This is a genomic window from Streptomyces sp. DT190 (genome assembly GCF_049846985.1).
Taxonomy (GTDB): domain Bacteria; phylum Actinomycetota; class Actinomycetes; order Streptomycetales; family Streptomycetaceae; genus Streptomyces.
The window spans coordinates 1-25,620 of sequence record NZ_JBNCNM010000015.1 but is presented as its reverse complement, the minus strand read 5'-3'; the positions used below and the strand labels follow the sequence as shown (position 1 = coordinate 25,620).

The window sequence follows — 25,620 nt, the reverse complement described above, 5'->3', positions numbered from 1 at the left end:
CGCCAGCGCCCCGGCCGTACAGCCGGATCCGCCGTGGGTCTTCGCCCGTCCCCCGACCGCACGGCCGGATCCGCCGTAGGCCTCCGCCCGTCCCCCGACCGCACGGCCGGATCCGCCGTAGGCCTCCGCCAGCGCCCCGGCCGTACAGCCGGATCCGCCGTGGGTCTTCGCCCGTCCCCCGGCCGCACGGCCGGCGTTCCGCAGCACACCCCTGGCAGGGAACCCCCTGCCGGGCCCCTTCGCGTGACTCAGAGAGGCGTATCCATGCCGTCATCAGTCGGGCACCGCACCGCCGCCGCCACCGCCACCGCCACCGCCACCGACCGGCGGGGTTTCCTCAAGACTTCCCTCGGGGCCTCGGCGGGGCTGCTCGCCGCCCCGGCGTTCGCCACGTGGCTGGGTGCCGCGGACGCGAAGGCCGCCACGGGCCCGGCCGCGTTCGTCGACGACTACCGGTCGAACGTCGTGGCCAATCAGACCCCCGAGACCAACGCGGTCGTGCGGATCCTGGGCGGCATGGCCGAGGTGTGGAAGACCGGCGATGCCTGGGACACCGGCCGCGTCCTGGACCGCGAGGTGCTGCGCGCCAACATGCGCTACTGCGCCCGGATCACGCGCACCCGCACCGAGGCACAGGCGAAGGAGGCCTTCGTCTACGACCGCCGGCACCAGAGCTACGCCATGATCGCCGGCCTCGGCCCGCTCGCCGGGTTGTACACGGCGGGTGCCAGGGCGGTCACCTCGATCACCGGCGCCCCGGACGGCACGCCCCCGGGCCGGATCAGCGACACCCTGCCCGCCGACGCCCCGGCCGGATCGGCGCTCGGCGCGGGCTCCCACGACTCGGAGCTGGGGCAGGTCGCGAAGCTGGTCGACACCGTGCGCGGCCCGTTCGCCTCGGGCAACCCGGCCAAGTTCGCCTTCCAGTACCCGCGCCCCTGGCGCATGAACGAGGACAGCGAGGTCGTCGACACCGGGCGGAAGGACGCGCTCGGCCACCCGGTGTACGACTCGCGGGTGGTGGTCGCCCCGCAGCTGTTGCGCCAGCGCTCGGAGGACCCCGAGGAGGACGGCGGCTTCCCCAGCGGCCACACCAACGCCTTCCACCTGGCCGGGCTGGCCTTCGCGTACGCGGTGCCGGAGCGCTTCCAGGAGCTCGTGACGCGCGCCTTCGAGCTGAGCGACACCCGGATCACGGCCGGCATGCACTCCACGGTCGACGTCATCGGCGGCCGGATCATGGCCACCGCCCTGGCCGCAGCGGCCCTGGCCGACCCGGCGAACGCGGAACTGAAGGCGGCGGCCCGCGCCCAGGCCCTCGTCTACTTCACGCGCCGGACCGGCACGACCGCGGACACGCTGTACGCCTACGCCCACTCCGACCCGACGGACCCGTACGCCGACCGCGAGGCCAACGCCCGCGCGGTCGGGCCCAGGCTGACGTACGTCCTGCCCCGCCGCGGCGGCGAGGCACCGCTGACCGTGCCCAAGGGCGCGGAGGTGCTGCTGGAGACACGGCTGCCGTACCTGAGCGCGGACCAGCGGCGCGAGGTGCTGCGCACGACCGCGCTGCCCTCCGGGTACGTCCTGCTGGACGGCTTCGAGCAGTGGGGCCGGCTCGACCTGTTCGCCGCGGCGGACGGGTACGGCGCCTTCGACCGGGACGTGACCGTGACGCTGGACGCGACGGCCGGCGGTTTCCACGCGGCCGACGGCTGGCGCAACGACATCGGCGGCGACGGCGGCCTGACCAAGCGCGGCACGGGCACGCTGACCCTGACGGGCCGCAACCGCTACCGCGGGGGCACGGTCGTCGAGGGCGGCACGCTGGTCGCCGCCTCGCCCGGCGCCCTGGGCCGGGGCGACGTGAGTGTCGCGGGCGGCACCCTGCGCGTCGGCGAGGTGCTGCGGGTGCGCGGCTCGTACGTGCAGCGGGGCGCGTCGGCCGTGGAGCTGCCGCTGCGCGCGGGCCGCGGCCCGGCCCTCACGGTGCACCGGCGGGCCCTGCTGGAGGGCGGTGTGCTGACGCTGCGGCTCGACGCCGAGCGGCCGCCGGCGGCCGGCGCCACCGTCCCGGTGCTGTCCGCCCCGGGGCTGCGCGGCCGGTTCGACCGCATCGAGCTGGACTCGGCGACGCTGCGGGCGGTGCCCGTCCACACGGCCGGCGGACTGTCGGTGCGACTCGTGCGGCGCTGACGCCGGGCGCGGCGGGGGCTGGTGCACAGTGGGTCCATGAGGGACCTGCTCGCCCCCGCCGCTCCCGGACAGGTGCCGCGCTCGTCCCCGCCGGGGGTGGCTCGGCGGCCCCTCGGACGGTGGCCGTTACGGCTCCTGGTGGCGGTGCTGCTCGCACAGATGGCCTGCGCGATGGTCACGACCGCGCTCCGGCAGACACCCACGATCGACGAACCGGTGTACGTCGGCGCCGCCGCCGAGTACGTGTACGAGCACCGGCTGCGGCACAACCCCGAGCATCCGCCCCTCGGCAAGCTGCTCATCGGCGCCGGGGTGCTCCTGGCCGATCCGCACGTAAATCCCGACGCCCCCGGCGACCAGGGCGCGCGGGGCCGTCATCTGCTCTACGAGTCCGGCAACGACCCCTGGCGGCTGATGTTGTGGGCCCGCCTCCCGGTGATCGCGCTGACACTGCTGTTCGGGCTGGTCGTCTTCGCCTTCGCCCGCGAACTGGCCGGAGCGGCGGCCGGGTCGGCGGCGCTCGCGCTGTACTGCCTCTCCCCCGACGTCATCGCCCACGGGTCGCTCGCCACGCTGGACGTGCCGGCCGCCGGGTTCGTGCTGACGTCGGCGTGGCTGGCGTGGCGGGCCCGTCGGCGGCCCCGGCGGTACCTGCCGCTCGCGGGGCTGGCGCTGGGCGCGGCGCTGGCCACCAGGATGAGCACGCTGCCCGCCGTGCCGGTGGTGATGGCGCTGGCCGCGCTGTCGGTGGGGGCGGCGGGCCGGCGCGCGGCGCGTGCGGTGGCCGGTGCGGGCGTGGTGGCGCTGGCCGCGGTCGCGGTCGTGTGGGCCGCGTATCTCGCCGTCGACCCCCGGCTGCGCTGGGCTCCCGGGCAGCACGTGCCCGTGGTCCATGGGCTGCGGGGCCTGCTGGCCGGGCTGCTGCCGTTCCCCGAGGCCTACCGCGACGGCGTGCGCCTGCAGTTCGCGCTGGAGAACCGGCCGTGGCAGGGCTTCCTGTTCGGCCGGGTGTACGACGGCTCGCGCTGGTACTACCTGCCGGCGGCGCTGCTGGTGAAGACGCCGCTCGGGGCGACGGCCCTGTGGGCCGGGGGTGTGGTGGCCGTGGTCGCGTCGCGCCGGCTGCGGCCTGCCGCCCCTTATGTACTGGCCGCTCCCGCCGTGCTGTTCGCGGCGGCGCTGCTGGGTTCGCGGGACCTGGGGGTGCGGTACGTCGTCGTCCTGCCGCTGTTCCTCGCCGTGGCGGCGGGCTGCGTGCTGGTGGTGCGGCGGCGGTGGGTGTCCGCGGGGGCGGCCGTCCTCGTGGCGTTCGTGGCGGTCAGTTCGGTGCGGGCGTACCCCTTCTATCTGCCGTACTCCAACGAGGCGTTCGGGGGGCCGGGCCGAACGCGGGAGTGGCTGCACGACTCGAACGTGGACTGGGGGCAGGACCTGGGGCGGCTCGCGGAGCGGCTGCGCGAGCGGTATCCGGGTGAGCGGGTCTGGCTCGTCTACAAGGGCGGCGGGGTGCCCGGCCATTACGGCATCGACGGTGCCGACCCGCGCCGGGTCCCCGCGGCCGACGTGCGCGGGCTGCTCGCGGTGTCGGACTCGGCCGCCGCGAAGGCGACGGGGCGGCTCGCCGAACTGATCGGCGCCAGCCGCCCCGTGGACCGCGTCGGGTACTCGATCACGATCTATCGCCGGTGAACGCCCTCCGGTCCCGCGCCCGGTGGGGCGAGCATCGCTTCAGTGGGCCGCGCGGAAGAAGCCGTCGGCGCTCACGTGGGGCATCACCCTGCTGGCCACCCGGTAACGGCCGTTGGGGACCTCGGGGCACCTCGCCACATGCACCGCCAGAGGGCCCGCCCATTCGTAGCCGCGGCGGTCGGCGTGCCGGGACAGGCTGTCGGTCAGCGCCTGTCCCACGTCGGCGCCGGAGCGGGTCAGGTGCTCGTGGACGTCGTCGGGCAGTTCCACGTCGTAGGCGTTGGGGACCATGACCCGGCCCTCACCGCACACCACCGCGTTGTCGTCGCACTCCCGTCGCAGGGCGTCGAGGACCTCGACCGGTTCCCTGTCGAGGACGCGTGCCCACAGTGCCTCCCATCGGTTCTCCAAGGCCTCTTCCAGCGCACTCAGCGCGCCCATGCGGTCTCACCTGCCGGAAACGTCGTCGGTTCGGTTGCGGAGGCCGGCGAGGGCTACCGCTCGTCGTAGTCGTCGGGGCGCACCTCGGCCTCCTCCAGGGCCTCGCGCAGCGTGCGGCCGGTCGCGCCCGGCGGCCGGGAGCGGTCGTCGGCCTGCCGCTCCAGGACCTCGTCCGTGGTGTGCGTCTTGGGCCGGCTCTCCTCGGGGGTGGTCATGACCGTGACTCCTCTCAAGATCTCCTGCGACGGCGGGTTCCCGTCCGGCCCTCGGGTATCCCCGCCTCGGGCAGCTCATGTGCTCCGACCGAGAAGCCCTGGTCACCAGGGTGCGTGAGCTATGTTGAACGTCTCTGGGAGACGAAGGAGGCGCACCGGTGCCATCGCCGCAGCAGGCACGCGCACAGGCATCCGCGATCACCTCGGGCAAGGCGGCCCCGGAAGCGGAGGTCTCCCCGTCCGCCCAGCTCAGGTCGCTCTTCGACCGGCCGCGCCTGTCCCCGGGGCAGCGGCGCATCGCCCAGTACCTGATCGAGCACATCACCGAGGCGGCGTTCCTGTCGATCACCGACCTCGCGGACCGGGTCGGGGTCAGCCAGCCCTCGGTGACGCGGTTCGCCTCGGCGGTCGGCTTCAGCGGCTACCCGGCGCTGCGCGAGAAGCTCCAGTCGATCGCGCTCGGCACCCTCGCGGGCGGCCCGCCGGAGGAGAACCGGGGCAACGAACTGCAGGCGGCGGTCGACGCCGAGATCGAGAACCTGGAGAACCTGCGGCGCGACTTCGCCGACCCGGACCTGGTCATCGACATCGGCCGCAAGCTGTCGTCGTCGGCCCCGCTGACGGTCCTCGGGCTGCGCATCTCCGTCTCCCTCGCCGAGTACTTCGCCTACGCCGCGCGCCGGATCCACCCGGACGTGCGGGTCGTGACGCGCGGCGGCAGCGTCGCCTACGACGCCCTGCTGCAGTCGCGTGAGGCGGGCGGCACCTGGGTGCTGGCGTTCTCCATGCCGCGGCACGCCCAGGAGACCCTGACCGCCCTGCGGGTCGCGCGGGGCGCCGGGCTCAAGGTCGCCCTCATCACCGACCTGGCGCTCGGGCCGCTCGCCGACGAGGCCGACATCGTCTTCGCCACCGGCACCGGCTCGCGCCTGGTCTTCGACTCCTACGCCGCCCCCGGCGTGATGTGCTCGGCCCTGCTCCAGGCCATGACGGACGCCGACCCGGAGCGGACGCAGGCCCGGCTGGAGGAGTACGAGCAGGTCGCCGACCAGCACCAGTTCTTCCTCCGCGACTGAGCGGCGCGCACCGCGGTGCGGAAGGGCACCAGCCGCAACAAAGCGCGCATGAATGTTTTCATGCTTCTTGCAAACCGGTTGGCATATATAAATACTGCTCACGGATCGCGACCCGGCTGCTCCGGATCCGTTCCACACCCGTGGAAGCCGGGTCCTACCCGCTCCGGCGTCCCGGGTGTCCGTGGCGGCCCCGGTCATCCCCTAGACCGGGGCCGCCCCGACCCGTCGTCCACCCTCACGACGCCGCACACCCGGAAGCGATGATCATGCCCCTGACGACCACGCGCATCAGCCCGGACTGGCCCTGCCAGGTCAAGACACCCGGGAGCTACGACTGGGAACGTTCGGCCGCCAAGTGGCTGCGCGAGCTGGTCCCCGCGCGTTACGCCGGCTACCCCGTGTTCGTCCGCCACCCGGTACTCCTCGCCCGGCACGCCCACATCCAGGTCCAGAACGAGCTGCGGATCGCCCGCACCGCCCTGCAGACCGCCCGCGCGGACCTGCCCGGCCTCGGTCTGCACGAGGGCGTCATCGAGCACACCATCAAGCTGTACGCGGCCGAGGTGATGCAGCTGCAGCACATCGCGCGCAGCGTCCGGGCCGTCACCCAGGCCCTGGTGGAGGCCAACCGCCAGCCGTGACACCCCCGTACGGCAGGTCTGTTCCCGCGCGGCGCGAAGGCCACGGACGTCCCCTGCGATGTGCGACGGCCGGGGCGTGCGAAGGGTGAGCACTCCCTGCTCACAAGGCGCTCTTCCCCTCGGGCCGAATGTGCGATGCTCGACCCGTGAGCGACCCCGTGACACCGGCTGAGCCCGGCGGCGCACCGGATCTGGTCGAGCTGGCCAGGATCGTCGCCCGGCAGCGCGCCGAGATGGACCGGCTGCGCGATCAGGCGGCGACGTCGGCTGTCGTGGAACGGGCCAAGGGCGCCGTGATGGCGCTGACCGGCTGTTCCGCCGACGCGGCGGGCGAGCGGCTGCTGCAGCGGGCCAAGGCGGGCCGGCGCACCCTGCTGGAGGAGTGCTGGATCACGCTCGGGAACCTCGCGCCCACGGCGCCCGGTCCGGACGGGACGGCCGGGAGCGCCCTGGCGGACATCCCGGATATCGAGCAGGCCGTCCTCGAGGAGGTGTCCGCGCCGGACGACGTCGCCGCCGCACTGGGCCGGCTCGGGCAGGCCCTCGTTCGGGTGACCACGCCGCAGGACCTCGCCCGCTGCCTGCTGGCGCATCTCGCGCCGGACATGGGGGCGGACGCGGTCCTCATCTACACCCGCAGGCCCGACGGCGTGCTCGAACTGATCGGGCACGCGGGCGTCGAGGACGACCTGGCGGCCCAGTGGTGCCGGGTACCGCCGCTGAGCGGGATCGCCGCGCTGGACGCGTTGCGGGCGCGCGAGCCGCGCTGGCTGGAGGACCCCGCCGCGGACGCGCGGCGGTACCTGCTGATCGGGGACCCGCCCGAGCGGTGGCGCTCACGGGCCTGGCTGCCGGTCACGGCCGCGGGCTCCACGGAGGTCTGCATCGGCGTGCTGCGCGCCCGGGCCGGTGCCTTCACCCCGCGCGACCGCGCGCACCTGCGGGGGATCACCGGGTTGTGCGCGGGACGGCTGCGGGCCTTCGACGCCCCGCCGGAGCGCTCCGCCGACCCCGCCACGGACGCGGTGCAGGCGCTGTTCGAGGCGCTGCCGGTCGCGGCGATGCTGCTCACTCCGCTGCGGGGCGCCTCGGGCGAACCGGAGGACTTCCGGGTGGAGGCCGCGACCACCCAGGTGGGGGGTCTGCTGGGCCGCCCCGGGGAGAGTCCGGCCGGGCGGCGGCTGCTGGAGTTCCGGTCGGCCCTGCCCGCCCAGCCGCTGTGGCGGGTCTGTCTGCACGTCCTGGCCACCGGGGAGAGCCACGAGGGCGAGCCGTTCGCGCACGAGGAGGTCGTGGCGGGCGTCCCCGAGCTGTTCACGTACACCGTGCGAGTGGCGCCGCTGGGCGACGCCCTGGTCGTCTCCTGGATCCGGCACGGCTCCTCCGACCGCCAGGAGCAGCGGCTGGCGGACCTGCAGCGGCTGGGCAACCTGGGCTGGGCGAACTGGAACCTGACCGGCCGGGAGGCCTCCTGGTCGAGCCAGGTGTTCACGCTCCTCGGCCGGGACCCCGAGCACGGCCCGGTCGGCCTGACCGAGGTGCCGGAGCTGGCGCTGCCGGAGGACACGCCGGCGCTGACCCGTGCCGTCGGCGAACTCGTCGAGCAGGGCCGGGCGTTCGACGTGCCGTTCCGGATCCGCGCCGGAGGCGGCATCCGGCATCTGCGGCTCGCGGCCGAGGCGGTGACCGACCTGCACGGCCGGCCCGTCGAGGTGCACGGCTTCGTGCAGGACATGACCGCCCGGCGGCGGGCGGAACTCGCCCTGGTCGAGAGCGAGCGGGCGATCCTCACCCAGCACGACGTGCTCCAGGCCGAGCGGACCCTGGCCTCCCGGCTCCAGCACGCGCTGCTGCCGCTGGCCAACCGGCCGGTGCACCTGGCCGGGCTGCGGGTGGAGGTCGCCTACCTGCCCGCGCAGTCGGGCGTGCACGTCGGCGGCGACTGGTTCAGCGCCATCGAACTGCCCGAGGGGGACGCGCTGCTGGTCGTCGGCGACGTCGCGGGGCACGGCGTCGACGCCGTCGCCACGATGGCCCAGCTCCGCTTCACCGCCAAGGGCATGGTCATCACCGGTTCGTCGCTGACCGGCGCGCTGGCCCGGCTGAACACACTGCTGCTGCACTCGGGTGACACCCGCGCCACGGCGACGATGGTGCTGGCCCGCTACAGCCCTCGCCACCGCCGCCTGGTCTGGGCCCAGGCGGGGCACCCGCCGCCGCTGCTGCTGCGGAAGGGCGAGGCGCGCTATCTGCACCGCCCGCGCGGCATGCTGCTCGGCGCCACCGCCACGCCCGTCTTCGAGGAGGCGGAGTGCCGTCTCGAACCGGGAGACCGGCTCATCCTGTTCACCGACGGTCTGGTCGAGCACCCGCCGGAGAGCATCGACCGGGGCATGGAACGGCTGGCTGGCGCCGTCGCCGCTTCGGAGACCGACGGGCCGGTCTCGCTCGGGCCGCTGCTCGCGCGGATGCTGCCGCAGGAGCGGCGGGACGACGTGTGCGTCGTCGACGTTAGGGTGCCGGTGGTCGCGGACACGGTCGCGCCGGGTTCCCCGTAGGCCCCGGAGCCCCGCGGCAGCGGGACGGCACCGCCCTCTCCCGCTGAGGCCCTGCCCGGTCGGGCCCGGACAGGACCGTCCCGGGTCACGAGTCGCCGCGGTGGCGCCAGTACCACCACAGGCCCACGAGCAGGGCCAGCAGGAACACGGTGGGCAGGACCAGGCCGGGGAGGCGGGAGCCGTTCATGGGCGTGGCCTTCGGTTCGCGGCGGTTCGGGCGGCTCGTCCGCCGCCCCGGACCAGGGTGGCGCCGGTCGGGCCCGCCACCGCGCCGCTTTCCCGAGCCGTTGCCCGGCGTTCGATCCCCGGCGCGCGAGGTCAGTCGACCGGGTGACCCGGATCGATCGTGAGGGCGTCGGAGAGCCGCAGCACCGGCTCCTCGTCCTCCCCGGAGGGCTTCCGCCCGCCCCACTCGACGGGGTCGAGCACGAAGCCGATGTGGTCACCGCCGCCGGCGCGCGTCACGATCCGGCCGACGAACCACGCCGGGGCGTCCTCGAGGACGAGCGCCCCGCCGTACGCCTCGCGCAGCCGCACGCCCGCGAACTTGTCCGTGTCGTCGCCGGTGCGGCCGCCGAACAGCTCGGCCAGAGCGTGCTGTTCGCGGGTGAGCAGGTGCACGGCGAGGACCTCGGCGTCGCGGGCCACCCGGAAGGTGTGGTTGAGCTCCGACAGCCACACCACGAACCGCACGGGCTTCATCGAGCACTGCGAGGCGAACCCCACGAGACAGCCCGCTCGTTCACCGCCCGCGACGGCCGTGACCACGTACATGTCGGGGTTCAGCCGGTCGATGAAGGCGTCCATACCCGCCATGGTCGCATCAGCGGGTGACCGGTGCCGTGCGGGATTCCAGTGCCGCCCGGGTGTCGTCGCCGTAGACGCCGGTCTCGTCGCCGCGGATCCCGTACCAGAGCTGGAAGCGGGCGACCGCCGCGGTCAGGGCCGGGTCGTAGCGGCCGCTGGTGGAACCGTCCCGGTAGACGTCCGGGATGCGCAGCAGCCGTGCCTGGAGGTCGGCGACCTCGGGGCCGGCGGCCCCCTCGCGGAGGGTGCCGGGGCCGTCGGGGTCGGTGGTGGGCGGGCTGGGGGCGGGTGCGGGTGCGGATGCGGATGCGGATGCGGCGTCGGACCGGGTGGGCCGGGGCGCGGGCGCTGCCTCGTCCGCGGTGGCGCCGCCGCCGCGGAGCAGCAGCGCCCCGCCGAACCCCAGGACCGCCGCCGCGAGGACGGCCACCGCGACGGCGGCGCGGCGCAGCCCGGCTCCGGCGGGTGCGCCACGGCCACCGCCGAACGCCGGTGGGACCGGCGGGAGTTGCTGCGTCAGGGCCTCGGAGCCGGCCGGCGGGCTCGGCCGGACCCCCGGCCCGGCCGGCGGGCTCGGCAGGGTGACGGACTCGTAGCCGGTGAAGTCGTGGCCGTCGGCCCCGGAGCCGCCCGCCGCACGGCCGGTCTCCTCGTCGTACTCCCGCATCAGTTCCGCGAGCGCGTCGGTGCGGCGCGGCCGCAGCACGCGGATGGGTTCCAGGGGCGGTGCGTCGTGCGGCGGCCGGGGCTCGGACGGTGTCGACACGGTGCTCTCCTTCCGTCCGGGCCCGGGGTGCCCGTGATCGGGGATCGTCCTGCCTCTGGATACGCGGCTGCCGCGCCGGAAGCTCAACGCCCGGCCCGCCCGGGGCGCGGAAAGCACCCAGTACCTCGTTCGGGCTGCACCGAGTGCCGTCCGAGGTGCCGCGGGATGCTACGTTCCGGTCCATGAGCTCCGAGAAGGCCGGCCCGGGCAACGGGAGGCCGCCCATGCGGGAGGCCCTGGTGGCGGCCGCGTTCCGGCTGTTCCTGGAGCGGGGGTTCGAGCAGACCACCGTCGACGACATCGTGGCGCTCGCCGGCGTCGGACGGCGTTCGTTCTTCCGCTACTTCCCCTCCAAGGAGGACGTGGTCTTCCCGGACCACGAGCGGTGCCTGGCCGACATGACCGCCTTCCTGGCCGCGAGCGCGGACGAGGACGAACCCGTGCGGCGGGTCTGCGACGCGGCCCGGCTCGTGCTGCGGATGTACGCCGAGAACCCGACGTTCTCCGTGCAGCGCTACCGCCTCACCAGGCAGGTCCCCGGGCTGCGCGCCTACGAGCTGTCGGTGGTGTGGCGCTACGAGCGGGCTCTGGCCGCGTATCTGCGCCGGCGGTTCGCGGCCCGCCGGGACGGCACCCTGCGGGCCGACGTGATCGCGGCGGCCGTGGTCGCGGCGCACAACAACGCGCTGCGCTCCTGGCTGCGTTCGGACGGGCGCGGCGCGGCGAGCGCCACGGTGGACCACGCGCTGGCCTATGTGCAGTCCACCTTCGGCGAGACCCCGGTGCCGCCGGCCCGGGAGCGGCCCGAGGACGTGGTGGTCGTCGTCTCGCGGCGCGACGCGCCGCTGTGGCGGGTGGTGCAGGAGATCGAGTCGGCGATGGGACGGTCCTGAGGACCCGCATGTGAGGGTACGGAGTGCCTTTACGAGTGGCACTGAGTGCCATACTCTGTGCTGCGTGCACGGTGGCACGGCGAACCGCGCACGCGTGTGCACGGGTGACCGCGCCACGCAATTCCGGCCGAGTGCAGGGAGTTGACCAGCGTGTACCACCACTCAGGAAGCGTCACTCAGCAGGCCGCCGGCTCCGCGACGGGTCTGCTCGCCACCAGGAGCGCGGACGCCGACGCCATCCTCTTCCAGCGCTGCACCTGGTGCGGCACCGCCATGTACCACCGGCTGCTGTGTCCGGTCTGCCGGGGTTCCGACCTGCGGACCGAGCGCAGCGACGGCACGGGCACGGTGCGCCACTCCACCGTGGTGCACCGCAACACGCCCGCGGCCCGCAACGTGTCCCTGATCGAGATGTCCGAGGGCTTCGTGGTGCGCGGCCGGGTGATGGGCCCGCCCATCGGCATCCACAGCGGGGACCGCGTACGGCTGTCCACGGCCAAGGACCCGGTCCGGGGCGAGCCCGTCTTCCAGCTGCTGGACGAGCCGTACCGGGCCTGGAGCTGACCTCCCCTCACACGGCGATCACGGCGATCAGGGCGATCGGCTCGTCGGTGCGCGCGGGGCCGCCGCGCGGGCCGGGCCTCAGGGCGCGAGAACGATCCTCAGGCCCACCGTGCCGTCGGGGCCCCGGCGCAGCCGGCTGCCGAGCAGCGTGAGCCGGCCCGTCAGGCCGTACTTGCGGGCGATGAGCCCCCGGTAGCGGGCGGTGGTGGCCGGGTCGCAGATCTCCGCCGTGGCGGGCAGCTGGGCACCGGTCGGATTGCCGCGCAGGTCGCAGGGGCCCACCAGGACGTCGGCGCGGTTGCGGATCCGCTTGACCTTCCAGGAGTCGGCCACCGTCCAGACGCCGAGCGCGTCGCCGTCGCGCACCACCCAGACGGGGGTGGCGACCGGCGTACCGTTCTTGCGGTAGCTGGTGACCAGCAGGTACTTGCCCGACCCCAGCGCGTCCAGTGTCCTGTCGTCCATGACGGGCAGTCTACGAGCGCCCGGCCGGCCTCAGTAGAGCGCCGCGGCCATTCTGCGCACCGCCTCGGTGAGCACCTCCGGCGAGGCCGCCAGGTTGAGGCGGGCGTGCCCGGCCCCGCCGGTGCCGAAGGGCGGGCCGGAGGTGAGGGCGACCCGGCCGCGGCGCAGGAAGACCTCGGCGGGGTCGTCGCCGAGGCCGAGCCCGCGGCAGTCCAGCCAGGCCAGGTACGTGGCGTCGCCCGGGCGGTAGCGGACCGCGGGCAGGTGCTCGGCCAGCAGCTCCGCGAGCAGCCGCCGGTTGGCGTCCAGGCCGGCCAGCAGCGCGTCCAGCCAGGCGGCACCGTCACGCAGGGCGGCGGTGTGGGCGATGACGGCGACGTGGCTCGGGCCGTGCCCGACCTCTTCCGGCATCCGGGCCAGGTCGGCCGCCGCCGCGGGCCCGGCGATCGCGAGGGCGGCCTTGAGCCCGGGCAGGTTCCACGCCTTGGAGGCGGACATCAGCGACAGGCCGCGCTCGGCGCCCGGCACGCTCAGGTACGGCACGAAGCCGGTGCCGCCGACCACGAGCGGGGCGTGGATCTCGTCCGCGACGACCCGCACGCCGTACCGCTCGGCGAGCGCGGCGACGGCCGACAGCTCCTGGCGGGTGTGCACGGTCCCGGTCGGATTGTGAGGGCTGCACAGCAGGTGGGCGGCCCGGCCGCCGCCCGCGACGGCCCGCCGGTAGGTCTCCTCCAGGACTCCGAGGTCGAGCCGGCCGTCCGTCCCCAGCGGGGCCTGCACGATCCTGCGGTCCATGTGTGTGACGAAGGCGTGGAACGGCGGGTACACCGGCGGATTCACGATCACCGGGTCCCCGGGGCCGGTGACCAGCTTGAGCATCTCGACCACGCCCAGCATGACGTCGGGCACGACCGCGGTGCGTTCCACGGCGACCCCGTCCCAGTCCCACCGCTTGCCGGCGAAGGCGGCCAGGGCCTGCGCGTAGGCGGTGCCGGCGTGATATCCCGTGTCGCCGGTCTCCAGCGCCTCCGTGACGGCCCGGACGACGGGCTCGGGGAGCGGCACGTCCATCTCGGCCACCCACAGCGGCAGCACGTCCTCGGGGTGGGTGCGCCACTTCACGCTCGTGCGGCGCCTGAGTTGTTCGAGGGTGAGGACTCGCAACGGGTTCGGTTCACCGGACGTCTCGTGCGGGATCCTGGTCATGGGCACACGATAGGGGGCTGCGTGGTGAGCGGGAATCGTGACGACGGGGACCGGGACGGGCCGGCGGGGACCTTCCTGGAGGTCGCCTGCGACGAGTCCGGGTCGGACGGCGAGAACCTCACCGGCGGGAACACGGACGTGTTCGCGCACGGCAGTGTGTCCCTCTCCGTGGCGTCGGCCGCCGCGGCCGTGCGGGAGATCCGGGACCGGATCCGCTCCCCTGCGGAGGAGTACAAGGCGAACCACCTGCTGCGGGAGAAGCACCGGGCGGTGCTGGAGTGGCTGCTCGCGCCGGAGGGGCCGATCCACGGGCGGGCCCGGGTGCACCTCATGGAGAAGACGTACTTCGTGGTGGAGCAGGCGGCCGGCCTGCTGCTCGGCGGCACGGCCGAGGCTCCCGCCCTGTTCCGCGCGGGGCGCGGCACCTTCGGGGACGACGACTGGCGGGCCTTCCTGCAGGCGGCCAACCGCCTGCTGCGGGTCCGCGACGACGGCGACCCCGTGGACGCCTTCTACGGCACCGTCGGCGCCCTGATCCGCGCGCACCCGGGCACGGAGGCGGCGCGGCTCCTCGGACGGCTCGCGGCGACCCGGGCCCGTGCGGTGGCCTACCGGTCCGGATTCCTGAAGGGGCCTCCGCTGGTCCCGGTGCTCGATCCGCTGCTCCCGGCGATCGTGCGGACGGCCGCGCTGTGGAGCGGGGACGGACGGCCGGTCCGGCTGGTGCACGACCGGCAGAACATGCTCACCCCGGACCGCATCGCGTGGATCGAGCAGGCGGCCCGGCGGGCCGGGGTGGGCCTGGCCGGACTGCGGCTGGTCGTGGCGCGGGACGACGCGCGGGTGCAGGTGGCCGACTTCCTCGCCGGCATCGCCCGCAGCATCGCCTCCGACGAGCTCAACGGACGCGGGGACCCGGCGCTCACCGCCCTGCTGCGGCCCTACGTCGATCCGCACTCGGTGTGGGGCGACGCGCGCAGCCGTGCCCGGCTCGCCGCCCCGGCGTCCGGCTGACCGCCGAAGAGATCACACGTGCGGTGAACACCGCGCGGCTCGCACCCGTATGGGAGGAAGGGCGCTCAACTGACGGAGGGCCCCGCGGTGTTCGCACCGCGCTGTTCGGGTTCGGGAGCCATGCATGAGGCACGCACGACGACGGGTCGTCCGGCGAGTGACACGGCTGGCGGCCGTCGGCGGACTCCTCCTCGGAGGAGCGATGGTCACACGCGCCGTGGCGAGTGAACCCCCGCAGCCGACCATCGGCGTCCCCTACTCCGCGAAGCCGGCCACCGGCACGGGCACCGATCTGGTCTCCCGGCTCGGCGCCTCGCGCACGGCGGGCAGCTGGGTGGACGCGGCCGGGCGTCCGGTCGTCGCGGTCACCGACGAGCAGGCCGCCGCCGCGGTCGAACGCGCCGGCGCCCGGGCGAAGATGGTCAGCCACAGCATGAAGGACCTCAAGTCGGCGACGGCGACGCTGCGTTCGGCCCCCCGGGTCCCCGGGACCGCCTGGGCCCTGGACTACCGGAGCAACCAGGTCGTGGTGCGGGGCGACAGCACCGTCTCGGCCTCCGACTGGTCCCGGCTGACCGAGGTCGCCGAGGGCATCGGCGGCTTCGTGCGGATGGAGCGCACCGAGGGCACCTTCACGACGCGGCTCAACGGCGCGCAGCCCATCCTGTCGACCGCGGGGCGCTGCTCGGCGGGCTTCAACGTCACCGACGGCAAGAGCGACTACATCCTCACGGCCGGGCACTGCGGGCCCGACGGTTCCGTCTGGTTCGCCGACGACCGGGGCCGCGAGCAGGTCGGCACCTCGATCCGGGGGAGTTTCCCGGGCGACGACTACTCCCTGGTGACGTACGACAGCGGACGCGCGGGACAGGGCGCGGACGTGGTGTCGGTCGGGGACGGCAAGGGAGTGCGGATCACGGGCCTGGCCGACGCGGAGGTCGGGCAGCGGATCTTCCGCAGCGGCAGCACCAGCGGACTGCGCGAGGGGGAGGTGACCGCCCTCAACGCCACGGTCAACTACCCGGAGGGCACGGTCACCGGCCTCATCGAGACCAATGTGTGCGCCGAACCCGGGGACAGCGGGGGCCCGATGTTCGCCGACGGCGTCGCGCTCGGCCTGACGTCGGGCGGCAGCGGCGACTGCGTGGCGGGCGGGACGACGTTCTTCCAGCCGGTGACGAAGGCGCTGACCGAGCTGGGCGTGAAGCTGATCGTGGCCGAGCAGGCCGGAGGCGGAACCGGCGCGGCGCCCGCGCCGTCGGCCTCGCAGGGTGCCGCCGCGGCCTCACCCGGCTCGTCGGCGCCGGAGTCGGGCGCGGACGTGTCCTCGCTGCTGAGCCGGCTCGGCGACCCGCGCAACGTGGGCCCGGGCCTGCTGGTCATCGCCGGCAGCCTGGTGGCCCTGGTGGCGACCCGGTGGATCCGCGCGGAGCAGGACCGTAAGGCGTACCGGCAGCACTACTCGGCGACATGGGGATGAGCCCGCGGCCGTGCCGCAGCTGCTCACCCTAGGGTGAGCGGCACCGTCGCCGCGGCGGCCCCGAGCAGGCCCGTCACCTGGCGGCGGCTGACCCGTTCGGGCAGCAGGAGCCCGCCCGGCCGGCCGAGGAGGTGACGGCGGTGTGGTGCGTCCGCCGGGAGAGCAGACCGCGTGCACATGAGGGCGTGGACGACGGCCGAGGAGAGTGCGAGAAGGGCACCCATGGGTTCAGGGGTGCCCGGGACGAGGGTCCGGTGCGTCGGCGGGACCGGACGGTCAGGCCGCCGGCGCCTTCTGCGGGGCTGCGGCGGCCCACTCCAGGACGAGGCGCTGGTACTCCTCGCGCTGCTCGACGCTCAGTGTCCCGCCCGACCGGCGCCACAGGGCCCGGATCTCCTCGTTGACCTCGTCAGCCGATCGCTCGGAAGAGGGTTCAACACTGGTGGACATGGTGTGAAGCATACGTCGCCGCAGGTGAAGGCGATGTGAGTAATCACGAGCCAAAGGGGCATTCCGGACAGTGTTGCTGATCACGTCCATCTCCCGGTAAACGTGAGCTAGTTCACGCCTCCGCCGATCCCAGCACCAGCACCTTGATGGTCAACACGGCCGCGCCGCGCGCCCAGTCGTGGAAGTCGGACACCTTCGTCTCCAGGCCGACCGGGGCGGCCAGCGGATGCCGGTGGTCGCGGACGGTCGCCTCGACCGTCCCGCCCGCGACGTCCGATCGACCGGAACGGCAGGCGCGGCGACGAGCCCGGCTTCGACAGCAACAACGCCAGGGTGTACGGCCTGGCCACCAACGGCGGCGGTTGCGGCGACGGCCAGACCCTGTACTCGGCGGTCCCGATGGCGATCAGCGCGGAGGAGATCGCGGCGATCATCGACGCGGTCAGGGCCATCGGGCTGACCTCCATGATGGGCGAGACCAGCGAGTACAACCCGGCCACCGTGCCCGCCCGCAACCAGATCGCCGAGGGCGCCTTCGGGCGGCTCTTCCACGCCGAGGGCGCCTACGGGCCGGACGCGAGCCGGGTGCCGGTGTCAGGTGCCCGGCTTGCGGCCGTAGACGAAGACGTCGTCGCCCTTCTTCAGCATCGACCAGTACTTCTTCGCGTCGGTCTTGGTCATGTTGACGCAGCCGCGCGAGCCCGGCGGGTTCCACATGCTGACGTTCGCCTGGTGGAAGGCCTGGCCGCCGTCGAAGAACTGGGCGTAGGGCATCGGCACGTCGTAGATGGAGGAGACGTGGTCGATGTTGCGCCAGTAGATCTTCTTCAGGCCGGTGCGGGTCTCGTCGCCGTTGCGGCCGGTGCGGACCGGGACGGGGCCGTAGACGAGCTTCTTGCCGTCCTGGATCCAGCTCAGCTGGAGCGTCAGGTTCACACAGGCGATCCGGCCCTTGTTCACCGGGCACTTGCCGTCCTTGTTGGGGTTCTTCCCGACGGCCTTCTGCTTCGTCATCAGGTCCATCACGCCCCAGGTGATGGATCCCGCGTAGCCGATGTTCGGGGTGATGCCGTGCTTGGTCTGGAAGGCCTTGATGACCTTGCAGTCGGCGGCGGACTGCTTGCCGTCGGCCGGACGGCCGAGGAACTTCTCCACCTGCTTCTGGTACGGGCCGGTCTGCGTGGTGCAGCTCGCGGCGGCGGCCGGCGTGGCGCCGAGCGCGAGCGTGAGCGGTGCCACCAGTGCGGTGAGCCCGAGTGCGACGGCACTCCGTCTGCGTACGTCCCCCATGGCTGGTCATGCCCTTTCGCGGAAGTGGTCTGCGATGTCTGCCAGCTAGACGGACGGGCGCGGGGTGTGGTTGTGCGGCCGGCGGGGCTGCGACGGAACAGTGACATTCCCCACCGGCACACGACAGTCTTATAGCTACAGAAAGGGCATTTCGCTCACGGTTCGTTCCCGGGGGCCGCTCACCGGTAGCCGGTCGTGTCGGCCGGCTTGCCCGCGTCCTGGACCTCGACCACGTAGCGCCAGGCGTCCGGGCGGCTGCCGTCGAGGTCCGTGAAGCCGTACACCTGGGCGAGGCCGCCGCTGGAGAGGGAGGTGCCGTTGAAGCGGGCCACGTCCGGGTCGGCGGCGAGGGCGGTCACCGCCCGGCCGACGTAGCGGGGGGTCTCCGAGATGGCGAAGTGGGGGACGCGTTCCAGGGCGTCGCGCCAGTTGTCCTCCCGCACCCCGTAGGTGTCGAGCATCAGCTCCGAGCGCAGCCAGCCGGGGGTGAGCGCGACGGCGGTGGCGCCACGCGGGCCGAGTTCGTGGCCGAGGGCGAAGGCCATGCGCAGCACCGCGCTCTTGGCGAGGTCGTAGAAGAAGTTCACGCGGTAGTGGTCGTGGTTGTAGTCGGCGGTGCCGTCGGTCATCTCGACGACCAGACCCCCCGGGTTGCGCAGCAGCAGGGGCAGCGCGTGATGGCTGGTGACGGCGTGCGTCTCGACGGCGAGGCGGAGCAGGCGCAGGCCGTTGTCCAGGTCGTGCTCCCACAGCCGGGCGTCCCAGTCGAAGAGCTTCTCGCCGCCCCAGATGTCGTTGACGAGGACGTCGAGGCGGCCCTGCTCGTCCGCGATGCGGTCGACCAGGGCACGCACCTGCGCCGGGTCGAGATGGTCGGTGGGGACCGCGATGCCCCGGCCGCCGGCCTCGGTGACCAGGTCGGCGGTGTCCTCGATGGTCTCCGGCCGGTCGTACTCCGAGCGGCGCTCACGGGTGGTGCGGCCGGTGACGTACACCGTGGCGCCGGCCGCGCCGAGTTCGACCGCGATCCCGCGGCCCGCTCCCCGGGTCGCCCCGGCGACCAGTGCGACCTTGCCCTCGAGCGGAGCTGACATGTCCGGCCTCCCGTGCCCTCGACTGTGTTCCGTCTCAGGGTGTCGGGTAAGCCGGACATCCTCTGTCGCCTTTTGCGGGCGACACGCGGTCAGTGGCCCCGGGTGACCCACTCCTGCAGGTGCGGGGCCTCCGCGCCGATGGTGGTGGAGTCGCCGTGGCCGGTGCGCACGGTCGTCTCCGGCGGCAGGGTGAGCAGCCGGTCGCGGATCGAGTCGATGATCGTCGGGAAGTGCGAGAACGACCGGCCGGTGGCGCCCGGCCCGCCCTGGAAGAGGGTGTCCCCGGTGAACACGGTGGCGAGGCCCGGCTCGTAGAGGCAGACCGCGCCGGGCGCGTGCCCCGGGGTGTGGATGACCCTGAGGTCGGCGCCGCCGGCCTCGATGACCTGGCCGTCGACGAGCCAGGCGTCGGGCTCGCGGTCGGGATGGGTCTGCTTCCACAGCGGCAGGTCGTCGCGGTGCAGCCAGATGGTGGCACCGGTGCGCTCGGCGAGGGCGGGCGCGGCGTCGATGTGGTCGTTGTGCGCGTGCGTGCACACGATCGCCGTCAGACGGCGGTCGCCGATGGCCTCGGCGATGGCGTCGGCGTCGTGGGCGGCGTCGATGACGACCGCCTCGTGGTCGTCGCCGACGATCCAGACGTTGTTGTCGACGTCCCAGGTGCCGCCGTCGAGGCTGAACTGCCCTGAGGTGACGAGGTGTTCGACGCGTGTGGCCATCACAGCACCACCACCGAGCGCAGCACGTCGCCGTGGTGCATCCGCTCGAACGCCTTCTCCACCTCGTCGAGCTGGATCGTCTCGGTGACGAACGCGCCGAGGTCCAGCCGCCCCTGCAGATGCAGGTCGATCAGCATCGGGAAGTCGCGGGAGGGCAGGCAGTCGCCGTACCAGCTCGACTTCAGGGCGCCGCCGCGGCCGAAGACGTCGAGCAGGGGCAGTTCCAGCTTCATCTCGGGCGTGGGGACGCCGACGAGGACGACCGTGCCGGCGAGGTCACGGGCGTAGAAGGCCTGCCGGTACGTCTCCGGGCGGCCGACGGCCTCGATGACGACGTCGGCGCCGAAGCCGCCGGTGAGCTCGCGGATCGCCTCGACCGGGTCGTTCTCGCGCGAGTTGACGGTGTGGGTGGCGCCCATGGAGCGGGCGGTCTCCAGTTTCCGGTCGTCGATGTCGACGGCGATGATCGTCGCCGCCCCGGCCAGGTGCGATCCGGCGATGGCCGCGTCGCCGACGCCGCCGCAGCCGATGACGGCGACCGAGTCGCCCCGGCCGACGTTCCCGGTGTTGATCGCGGCGCCGATGCCGGCCATCACACCGCAGCCCAGCAGTCCGGCCACCTGCGGCGCCACGGCCGGGTCGACCTTGGTGCACTGCCCGGCGGCGACCAGCGTCTTCTCGGCGAAGGCACCGATGCCGAGGGCCGGGGACAGCTCCGTGCCGTCGGTGAGGGTCATCTTCTGCCGCGCGTTGTGGGTGTCGAAGCAGTACCAGGGCCGCCCGCGCAGACAGGCCCGGCACTTCCCGCACACCGCGCGCCAGTTGAGGATCACGAAGTCACCGGGCTCGACGTCGCTCACGCCGTCACCCACCGCCTCCACCACGCCCGCGGCCTCGTGGCCGAGCAGGAACGGGAAGTCGTCGTTGATGCCGCCCTGCTTGTAGTGCAGGTCGGTGTGGCACACGCCGCAGGCCTGGACGCGCACGACCGCCTCGCCCGGGCCCGGGTCGGGCACCACGATGGTCTCGATCCGCACCGGCTCGTCCTTGCCGGGTGCGATCACACCGCGTACTTCCTGCGCCATACGCTGACTCCTTGTCGGCCGGGGTCCGTCCTGTCCGACCCTACGCGTGACTGATCGGTAACGGGCACGGATCGGCCGGCTGCCGCTGCGGGAAAGGGCAGGCCGCGCGGGCCGGCGGCGACGTAGCCTGAACGCTCCGCCCGACGCCGAAGGAGCGACGTGAGCATCGCAGAGACCGACACCGCCACACCCCCCTGGCGGCTGCTCCTCGGCTACGTACGGCCGCACCGCGGGACGCTGGTGGCCGGCGCCGTGCTGTCGCTGGTCACGGGGGCGACGGGACTGCTGCTGCCGCTCGTGGCGCGGGGCCTGATCGACGACCTGGCGCACGACCGGGCCATCACCGGCGCGCTGCTGGCCATGTCGGCCCTGGTGGTGGCCAACGCGGCCCTGGGCGCGCTGGGTTCGTACGTGCTGCAGCGGACGGCCGAGTCGGTGGTGCTCGGCGCGCGGCGCGCCCTGTCGTCGTACCTGCTGCGGCTGCGCATCCCGGCCGTGGACCGCAGCGAGCCCGGGGACCTGATGGCCCGCATCACCTCCGACACCACCCTGCTGCGCGCGGTCACCACCGACTCCCTGGTCGGCCTGGGCACGGGCGGGCTCACCCTCGTCGCGACGGTGGTGATGATGGGCCTGGTCGACGCCGTGCTGCTGGGCGTGACCCTGGCGGTGATCCTGTGCGCGGGGCTGGTCCTCGGCGTGATCGTGCCGCGCATCAACAAGGCGAGCCGGCAGGCGCAGGACGCGGTGGGCGTCATGGGCGCCTCGCTGGAGCGGATCCTCGGCGCGCTGCGCACCGTGAAGGCCTCCGGTGCCGAGCACCGCGAGGAGGTCACGCTGCACGAGGCGGCGCGGGAGTCGTGGCGGCAGAGCGTGCGCGCCGCCAAGTGGTCGGCCGCCGCGGGCAACACGGCCGGGCTCGCCATGCAGATCGCCTTCATCACCGTGCTCGCGGTGGGCGGCGCGCGCGTCGCGACCGGCGCCGTCGACGTGGGCACCCTGGTGGCGTTCCTGCTGTACGTGTTCTACCTGATGTCGCCGATTCAGCAGGTCGTCGGCGCCGTCACGCAGTACCAGACGGGCGCCGCGGCCCTCACCCGCATCCAGGAGGCGCTGTGCCTGCCCGCCGAGCCCGCGGCCGCGCTGGCGCCGCTGCCCTCCCCCGGCGCCGAGCCCGCGTCCGTCGCCTTCGACGACGTGCGCTTCCGCTACGCCGACGACCTGCCCCACGTCCATCACGGCGTGACCTTCGACGTGCCCGCGCAGGGCATGACCGCGTTCGTGGGCCCTTCCGGAGCGGGCAAGACCACGGTGTTCTCGCTGATCGAGCGGTTCTACGAGCCCGAGTCCGGGGTGATCAGGCTGGACGGGCGGGACCTGGCCGACTGGGAGCTGCCCCGGCTGCGCGCCTCCATCGGCTACGTGGAGCAGGACGCACCGGTCCTGTCGGGCTCGCTGCGGGACAACCTGCTGCTGGGTCAGCCCGACGCGGACGAGGGCGCCGTGGCCCGGGTGCTGAAGACGACTCGTCTCGACGGGCTGGTGGCGCGGCTGCCGGACGGCCTGGACACGCTGGTCGGGCATCGCGGCACCAAGCTGTCGGGCGGTGAGCGCCAGCGCGTCGCCATCGCGCGGGCCCTGCTGCGGCGGCCCCGGCTGCTGCTGCTCGACGAGGCGACCTCGCAGCTGGACGCGGTGAACGAGGCGGCGCTGCGCGACACGGTCGCGGACGTGGCCCGCACGACGACGGTCCTGGTGGTGGCGCACCGGCTGTCCACGGTGACGACGGCCGACCGGATCGTGGTGATGGACGCGGGCCGGGTGCGGGCCGTGGGCACGCACCGCGAGCTGGTGACGGCGGACCCGCTCTACGCCGAGCTGGCGGCGACGCAGTTCCTGGCCGCCGCGGACTGAGCCCGGGCACGGCTGAGGGCCGCCCGGCTCCGGGCGGCCCTCACGCGCGGGCGCCTACCGGATGTTCGGGACGAACCCGAAGACCGGGGAGACCAGGCCGACGACCTGGTTCAGCTGGTCGAGGTCGTTGAGGCGGTTGAGCCCGGCCAGCTGTGAGGAGGGCCGCGGGATCTCGTCCTTGTGCTCGGCGGGGATGTCGCTCACGGTCAGCGAGTCGAGCGCGGCCATCGGGCTGAGCGGGCTCTTCGCCCCGGCGTCGGCCGCCTGCGCCATCGGCGCGGCGAGCCCGGTGACCCCCGCGGCGAGACCAACGGCGGCGACGATACGTCGTGTTGAGATCATGTATGGGGCAACGCGGCCGGGCCCCCGGCGGACACGGGCGGGTCGCCCCGCTCACCCGTCAGGCCCAGCGCCCCAGCGCTTGCCGGGGCCGCCGGGCGGGTGGAGGCTCGGGAGGAGAGACCCTTCGAAGGAGGTCACCATGGGAACCGCCGCAGACCCCGCCTTCGACAGAGAGACGCTCCGCCGGGGCCTGGAGGGAGAGAATCCGGAGATCCTGCTCTCCCTCTACGCCGACGACGCCGAGATCCGGATCGTGGACCGCACGACCCAGCCCAGCCACCCCAAGGTCGTGCAGGGCCGGGACGAGATCGGCCGGATGCTGGAGGACGTCTACAGCCGCGACATGTCGCACAAGCTGGAGCGCTGCGTGATCCAGGGCGACGAGGCGGCCTACAGCGAGAGCTGCGAGTACGCCGACGGCGTGCGCGTGCTGTCGGAGTCCATGCTCTCGCTGCGGGACGGCAAGATCACCGAGCAGACCCTGGTGCAGGCCTGGGACGAGTAGGCGGCGCCAGGCATCAGGCGTCAGGCGTCAGGGCATCCAGGCGCTGTACGACATGACGGCGCCCTTGTCGACGCCGTAACGGGCGTCGGGGGCGGTCAGGGTGCTCTCCAGCCCGAGGACGGCGCCGGTCGCCGGGTCCATGATCAGCATGCGGCGGACGCCGGGCGTGTCGGTCACATAGGCCTGGCCGCGGCGGCCCAGCCGGTCGGTCACCCGGCCGGCCGGCCGCAGCCCCTCGGCGTCGGCGAGGAGCCGGGCGAGCGCCGCGCTCTCCCGGGCACCGAGCGTCCAGTGGTCCAGTAGCGTCGCCACGGCGTCCAGCAACTGGGGCGTGGTGAGCGGGGTGTCGGTGTACTGCGCCTCTCTCAGGTAGGCGCGCAACCGGTCCGGCTCGCGGGGCGGGGGCGACTGGGGCGGGGCGTCGCTCCAGCTCGGCGGGTAGGTGCGGTCGAGCAGGACGTGGCCGTCGCCGACGAGCCGCGGCGTGCCGTCCTCGTCGGTGAGGACCGGACGGCCGGGACGGCGCGGGTCGGTCGCGACGACGAGTTCGCTGTGGCTGCCGTCGGGCCGCCAGCGCACGAGGCGTTCCTCGGGCAGGGTGACCGGCGGTTCGCCGTCGGACAGGCCGAGGCTCCAGGTCTGCACGTGGGTGCCCTTGCGCAGCCGGGGCCCCTCACCGGCCCCGGCCGCGGCGGCGGCGCGCTCGGCCAGCCGGTCCAGGGGCACGGGTGCGGAGCCGGTCTCGATCACCAGCGGGCGGGGGGCGGCGACCGCGGGCGGGCTGCTCGGGCCGCTCATCACCAGGGTGAGGGTCAGGGCGGTGACGAGGGTCGTGGCGACCAGGCCCCAGGCGAGCCGGAACCGCGCGGAGCCCGGCAGCGACGGGATCACCGGGCGACCACGCGCGGGCAGCGACCGGCCGACGCGCGGGCCGGAGAGCAGGCCCCACCCGTCCCCCGGACGGCCGAGGCCCCGATCCCACCCGGCTCGCAGGAGACCGAGGACCCGATCCCACCCGGCTCGCGGGCGGCCTGGCAGCCGTCCCTGCCCGTCCCGCGGGCGATCGGGCAGCCGACCCTGCCCGTCCCGCGGGCGATCGAGCAGCCGACCCCGCCCGTCCCGCGGGCGATCGAGCAGCCGACCCCGCCCGTCCCGCGGGCGATCAGGCAGCCGACCCCGCCCGTCCCGCGGGCGATCAGGCAGCCGACCCCGCCCGTCCCGCGGACGATCAGGCAGCCGACCCCGCCCGTCCCGCGGGCGGCCGGGGAACCGGAGACGGCCGGGGCGGCGTTCCCGTTCCTGCCCGGCATGTCGCTCGGGCCGTTCACCGGCCCCGCTCAGCAGCCGTTCCAGCCGGCGCTCCGCGCGAGGGTCGAGAGGTCCGTCGGGGAAGCGGCGGCCGTCGGAGGGCACCGGATCGGCAGCGCGCAGCAGGTCGAGTTCGTCAGCCATGGCCGTGTTCCTCCGGGGCGGTCACGCGGGAGTGCTCAGCGGGGGCGGGCTCGGGCCGCAGACGGTCGATCTGCGCTCTGAGGCGGCGCCGCGCCCGGTGCAGCCGCATGGCCGCGGCCCGGCTGCCGCAGCCGAGGGCGACGGCGATCTCGTCGACGCCGAGGTCCTCCCAGGCGGCGAGGCGCAGCACCTCCTGGTCGGCCGCGGAGAGCCGGGCGAGGGCCTCGTGCACCCAGCCGCCCGGCGTGTCGGCCTCGGGGCCCGCCGCGATGTGCCGGCCGTGCGCGGTGTCGTCGTTGCCGAGCCGGTCGACGAGCCGGCGGCGGCGCCCGTGCCCGCGCACCGTGTTGGCCAGGCAGTTGCGCGCCACGCCGTACAACCAGGGCAGCGGGGTCTCCGGCAGGTCGGCCCGGCGCCGCCAGGCGACCGTGAACACCTCGGCCACCACTTCCTCCACCTCACCGGCCCGTCCGTCCAGTCGCCGTGCGACATAGCGGCTGACCGCCCAGTAGTGCTCGCGGTAGGCAGCGGCGAAGGTCTCGTCGTTGCTCATGTCCCGTTCGTGTCCGGCACTCTCCCGATCGTCACACCCGGTTCCCGTGACGCTCGTCGCGTCCGTGCAGTGTGACGTCCGGGGCGGGCGCGGACACAGGCGGGGCATGAGGCACCTGAAGTGGTTGACGACCACGGACCACAAGACGATCGGCACGCTGTACCTGGTGACGTCGTTCGCGTTCTTCGTCATCGGTGGCGTC

27 protein-coding genes and 2 pseudogenes are annotated in these 25,620 nt (G+C 74.0%); 13 read left to right on the top strand and 16 right to left on the bottom strand.

The features are described 5' to 3' along the window. The first annotated feature begins 264 nt into the window (after positions 1-264). Both ACPXCS_RS24765 and ACPXCS_RS24760 read left to right on the top strand, forming a co-directional pair. Positions 265-2,196: a phosphatase PAP2 family protein gene (locus tag ACPXCS_RS24765; protein WP_425949319.1), complete on the top strand. Its 1,932-nt coding sequence runs from the start codon at positions 265-267 to the stop codon at positions 2,194-2,196. 36 nt (positions 2,197-2,232) lie between these two features. Beyond that, positions 2,233-3,885 (top strand): glycosyltransferase family 39 protein, encoded by a 1,653-nt coding sequence (locus ACPXCS_RS24760; RefSeq protein ID WP_425949318.1) that lies wholly within the window; start codon positions 2,233-2,235, stop codon positions 3,883-3,885. Between the two features lie 39 nt (positions 3,886-3,924). Here the strand turns inward: ACPXCS_RS24760 and ACPXCS_RS24755 are convergent, their stop codons facing one another. Both ACPXCS_RS24755 and ACPXCS_RS24750 read right to left on the bottom strand, forming a co-directional pair. Then, positions 3,925-4,326 (bottom strand): DUF3662 domain-containing protein, encoded by a 402-nt coding sequence (locus tag ACPXCS_RS24755; protein ID WP_425949316.1) that lies wholly within the window; start codon positions 4,324-4,326, stop codon positions 3,925-3,927. A 53-nt stretch (positions 4,327-4,379) separates the two neighbouring features. Beyond that, positions 4,380-4,541, bottom strand: a complete 162-nt coding sequence (locus ACPXCS_RS24750; protein ID WP_425949314.1) for a hypothetical protein — start codon at positions 4,539-4,541, stop codon at positions 4,380-4,382. A gap of 158 nt (positions 4,542-4,699) precedes the next feature. Here ACPXCS_RS24750 and ACPXCS_RS24745 point away from each other — a divergent pair, with 158 nt between their 5' ends. The 3 genes from ACPXCS_RS24745 (at position 4,700) to ACPXCS_RS24735 (ending at position 8,816) form a co-directional block, all read left to right on the top strand. Next, complete coding sequence (locus ACPXCS_RS24745; protein WP_425949312.1) at positions 4,700-5,617, top strand: MurR/RpiR family transcriptional regulator; 918 nt, start codon at positions 4,700-4,702, stop codon at positions 5,615-5,617. Positions 5,618-5,883: 266 nt separating this feature from the next. Then, complete coding sequence (locus ACPXCS_RS24740) at positions 5,884-6,258, top strand: hypothetical protein (RefSeq protein WP_425949310.1); 375 nt, start codon at positions 5,884-5,886, stop codon at positions 6,256-6,258. 128 nt (positions 6,259-6,386) lie between these two features. Continuing rightward, on the top strand, positions 6,387-8,816 hold the full coding sequence (locus ACPXCS_RS24735) for a SpoIIE family protein phosphatase (protein ID WP_425949309.1): 2,430 nt from the start codon (positions 6,387-6,389) through the stop codon (positions 8,814-8,816). A gap of 318 nt (positions 8,817-9,134) precedes the next feature. Here the strand turns inward: ACPXCS_RS24735 and ACPXCS_RS24730 are convergent, their stop codons facing one another. Then, positions 9,135-9,632: a flavin reductase family protein gene (locus tag ACPXCS_RS24730; RefSeq protein WP_425949307.1), complete on the bottom strand. Its 498-nt coding sequence runs from the start codon at positions 9,630-9,632 to the stop codon at positions 9,135-9,137. A 7-nt stretch (positions 9,633-9,639) separates the two neighbouring features. Then, the gene (locus tag ACPXCS_RS24725; protein WP_425949305.1) at positions 9,640-10,389 is read right to left on the bottom strand and encodes a peptidoglycan-binding domain-containing protein; all 750 of its coding nucleotides are present in this window, start codon (positions 10,387-10,389) and stop codon (positions 9,640-9,642) included. A gap of 182 nt (positions 10,390-10,571) precedes the next feature. Here ACPXCS_RS24725 and ACPXCS_RS24720 point away from each other — a divergent pair, with 182 nt between their 5' ends. Then, positions 10,572-11,282, top strand: coding sequence for a TetR family transcriptional regulator (locus ACPXCS_RS24720; RefSeq protein ID WP_425949303.1), 711 nt, complete (start codon positions 10,572-10,574; stop codon positions 11,280-11,282). Positions 11,283-11,432: 150 nt separating this feature from the next. After that, positions 11,433-11,846: a Zn-ribbon domain-containing OB-fold protein gene (locus ACPXCS_RS24715; protein ID WP_425949301.1), complete on the top strand. Its 414-nt coding sequence runs from the start codon at positions 11,433-11,435 to the stop codon at positions 11,844-11,846. A gap of 78 nt (positions 11,847-11,924) precedes the next feature. On the opposite strand, the gene ACPXCS_RS24710 is transcribed toward ACPXCS_RS24715, so the two are convergent. After that, positions 11,925-12,311 carry a PPOX class F420-dependent oxidoreductase gene (locus ACPXCS_RS24710; protein ID WP_425949299.1) on the bottom strand — a complete coding sequence of 129 codons (387 nt, stop codon included), beginning with the start codon at positions 12,309-12,311 and terminating at the stop codon, positions 11,925-11,927. Positions 12,312-12,341: 30 nt separating this feature from the next. Then, positions 12,342-13,520, bottom strand: a complete 1,179-nt coding sequence (locus ACPXCS_RS24705) for a MalY/PatB family protein (protein ID WP_425949298.1) — start codon at positions 13,518-13,520, stop codon at positions 12,342-12,344. A 24-nt stretch (positions 13,521-13,544) separates the two neighbouring features. Between ACPXCS_RS24705 and ACPXCS_RS24700 the strand changes: the two genes are divergently transcribed. After that, positions 13,545-14,534: a hypothetical protein gene (locus ACPXCS_RS24700; RefSeq protein ID WP_425949296.1), complete on the top strand. Its 990-nt coding sequence runs from the start codon at positions 13,545-13,547 to the stop codon at positions 14,532-14,534. 124 nt (positions 14,535-14,658) lie between these two features. After that, positions 14,659-16,014: a S1 family peptidase gene (locus tag ACPXCS_RS24695; protein ID WP_425949294.1), complete on the top strand. Its 1,356-nt coding sequence runs from the start codon at positions 14,659-14,661 to the stop codon at positions 16,012-16,014. A 276-nt stretch (positions 16,015-16,290) separates the two neighbouring features. Here the strand turns inward: ACPXCS_RS24695 and ACPXCS_RS24690 are convergent, their stop codons facing one another. After that, entirely contained in the window at positions 16,291-16,476 is a 186-nt protein-coding gene (locus ACPXCS_RS24690; RefSeq protein ID WP_425949292.1) for a hypothetical protein, read from the bottom strand. Positions 16,477-16,576: 100 nt separating this feature from the next. Continuing rightward, a pseudogene (locus ACPXCS_RS24685) lies at positions 16,577-16,747 on the bottom strand (MarR family transcriptional regulator); the annotation flags it as partial. Positions 16,748-16,842: 95 nt separating this feature from the next. On the opposite strand from ACPXCS_RS24685, the pseudogene ACPXCS_RS24680 reads away from it, so the two are divergent. Continuing rightward, positions 16,843-17,040, top strand: a pseudogene (locus ACPXCS_RS24680) (gfo/Idh/MocA family oxidoreductase); the annotation flags it as partial. A gap of 18 nt (positions 17,041-17,058) precedes the next feature. Here ACPXCS_RS24680 and ACPXCS_RS24675 read toward each other — a convergent pair. The 4 genes from ACPXCS_RS24675 to ACPXCS_RS24660 form a co-directional block, all read right to left on the bottom strand. Continuing rightward, positions 17,059-17,754, bottom strand: a complete 696-nt coding sequence (locus ACPXCS_RS24675; protein WP_425949290.1) for a L,D-transpeptidase — start codon at positions 17,752-17,754, stop codon at positions 17,059-17,061. Positions 17,755-17,933: 179 nt separating this feature from the next. Next, a complete protein-coding gene (locus ACPXCS_RS24670) occupies positions 17,934-18,848 on the bottom strand; it encodes an SDR family oxidoreductase (RefSeq protein WP_425949289.1) in 915 nt (304 codons plus the stop codon). Positions 18,849-18,937: 89 nt separating this feature from the next. After that, positions 18,938-19,567, bottom strand: a complete 630-nt coding sequence (locus ACPXCS_RS24665) for an MBL fold metallo-hydrolase (protein ID WP_425949287.1) — start codon at positions 19,565-19,567, stop codon at positions 18,938-18,940. Beyond that, on the bottom strand, positions 19,567-20,652 hold the full coding sequence (locus tag ACPXCS_RS24660; RefSeq protein ID WP_425949286.1) for an S-(hydroxymethyl)mycothiol dehydrogenase: 1,086 nt from the start codon (positions 20,650-20,652) through the stop codon (positions 19,567-19,569). The genes ACPXCS_RS24665 and ACPXCS_RS24660 overlap by 1 nt, the downstream gene beginning before the upstream one ends. Positions 20,653-20,811: 159 nt before the next feature. Between ACPXCS_RS24660 and ACPXCS_RS24655 the strand changes: the two genes are divergently transcribed. Continuing rightward, on the top strand, positions 20,812-22,566 hold the full coding sequence (locus tag ACPXCS_RS24655; RefSeq protein WP_425949285.1) for an ABC transporter ATP-binding protein: 1,755 nt from the start codon (positions 20,812-20,814) through the stop codon (positions 22,564-22,566). Between the two features lie 54 nt (positions 22,567-22,620). Here the strand turns inward: ACPXCS_RS24655 and ACPXCS_RS24650 are convergent, their stop codons facing one another. Beyond that, positions 22,621-22,908, bottom strand: a complete 288-nt coding sequence (locus ACPXCS_RS24650) for a hypothetical protein (RefSeq protein ID WP_425949284.1) — start codon at positions 22,906-22,908, stop codon at positions 22,621-22,623. Between the two features lie 139 nt (positions 22,909-23,047). Between ACPXCS_RS24650 and ACPXCS_RS24645 the strand changes: the two genes are divergently transcribed. Continuing rightward, entirely contained in the window at positions 23,048-23,413 is a 366-nt protein-coding gene (locus tag ACPXCS_RS24645) for a nuclear transport factor 2 family protein (RefSeq protein ID WP_425949283.1), read from the top strand. A 27-nt stretch (positions 23,414-23,440) separates the two neighbouring features. Here ACPXCS_RS24645 and ACPXCS_RS24640 read toward each other — a convergent pair whose 3' ends face one another. The 3 genes from ACPXCS_RS24640 to ACPXCS_RS24630 form a co-directional block, all read right to left on the bottom strand. Further along, positions 23,441-24,355, bottom strand: coding sequence for a CU044_5270 family protein (locus ACPXCS_RS24640; protein ID WP_425949628.1), 915 nt, complete (start codon positions 24,353-24,355; stop codon positions 23,441-23,443). Beyond that, positions 24,301-24,741, bottom strand: a complete 441-nt coding sequence (locus tag ACPXCS_RS24635; RefSeq protein ID WP_425949637.1) for a hypothetical protein — start codon at positions 24,739-24,741, stop codon at positions 24,301-24,303. The genes ACPXCS_RS24640 and ACPXCS_RS24635 overlap by 55 nt, the downstream gene beginning before the upstream one ends. A gap of 116 nt (positions 24,742-24,857) precedes the next feature. Beyond that, positions 24,858-25,418, bottom strand: coding sequence for an RNA polymerase sigma factor (locus ACPXCS_RS24630; protein WP_425949282.1), 561 nt, complete (start codon positions 25,416-25,418; stop codon positions 24,858-24,860). Here ACPXCS_RS24630 and ACPXCS_RS24625 point away from each other — a divergent pair. Continuing rightward, positions 25,417-25,620, top strand: a 204-nt coding sequence (locus tag ACPXCS_RS24625; protein ID WP_425971018.1) for a hypothetical protein, incomplete at its 3' end; no start/stop codon positions are given. The genes ACPXCS_RS24630 and ACPXCS_RS24625 overlap by 2 nt on opposite strands.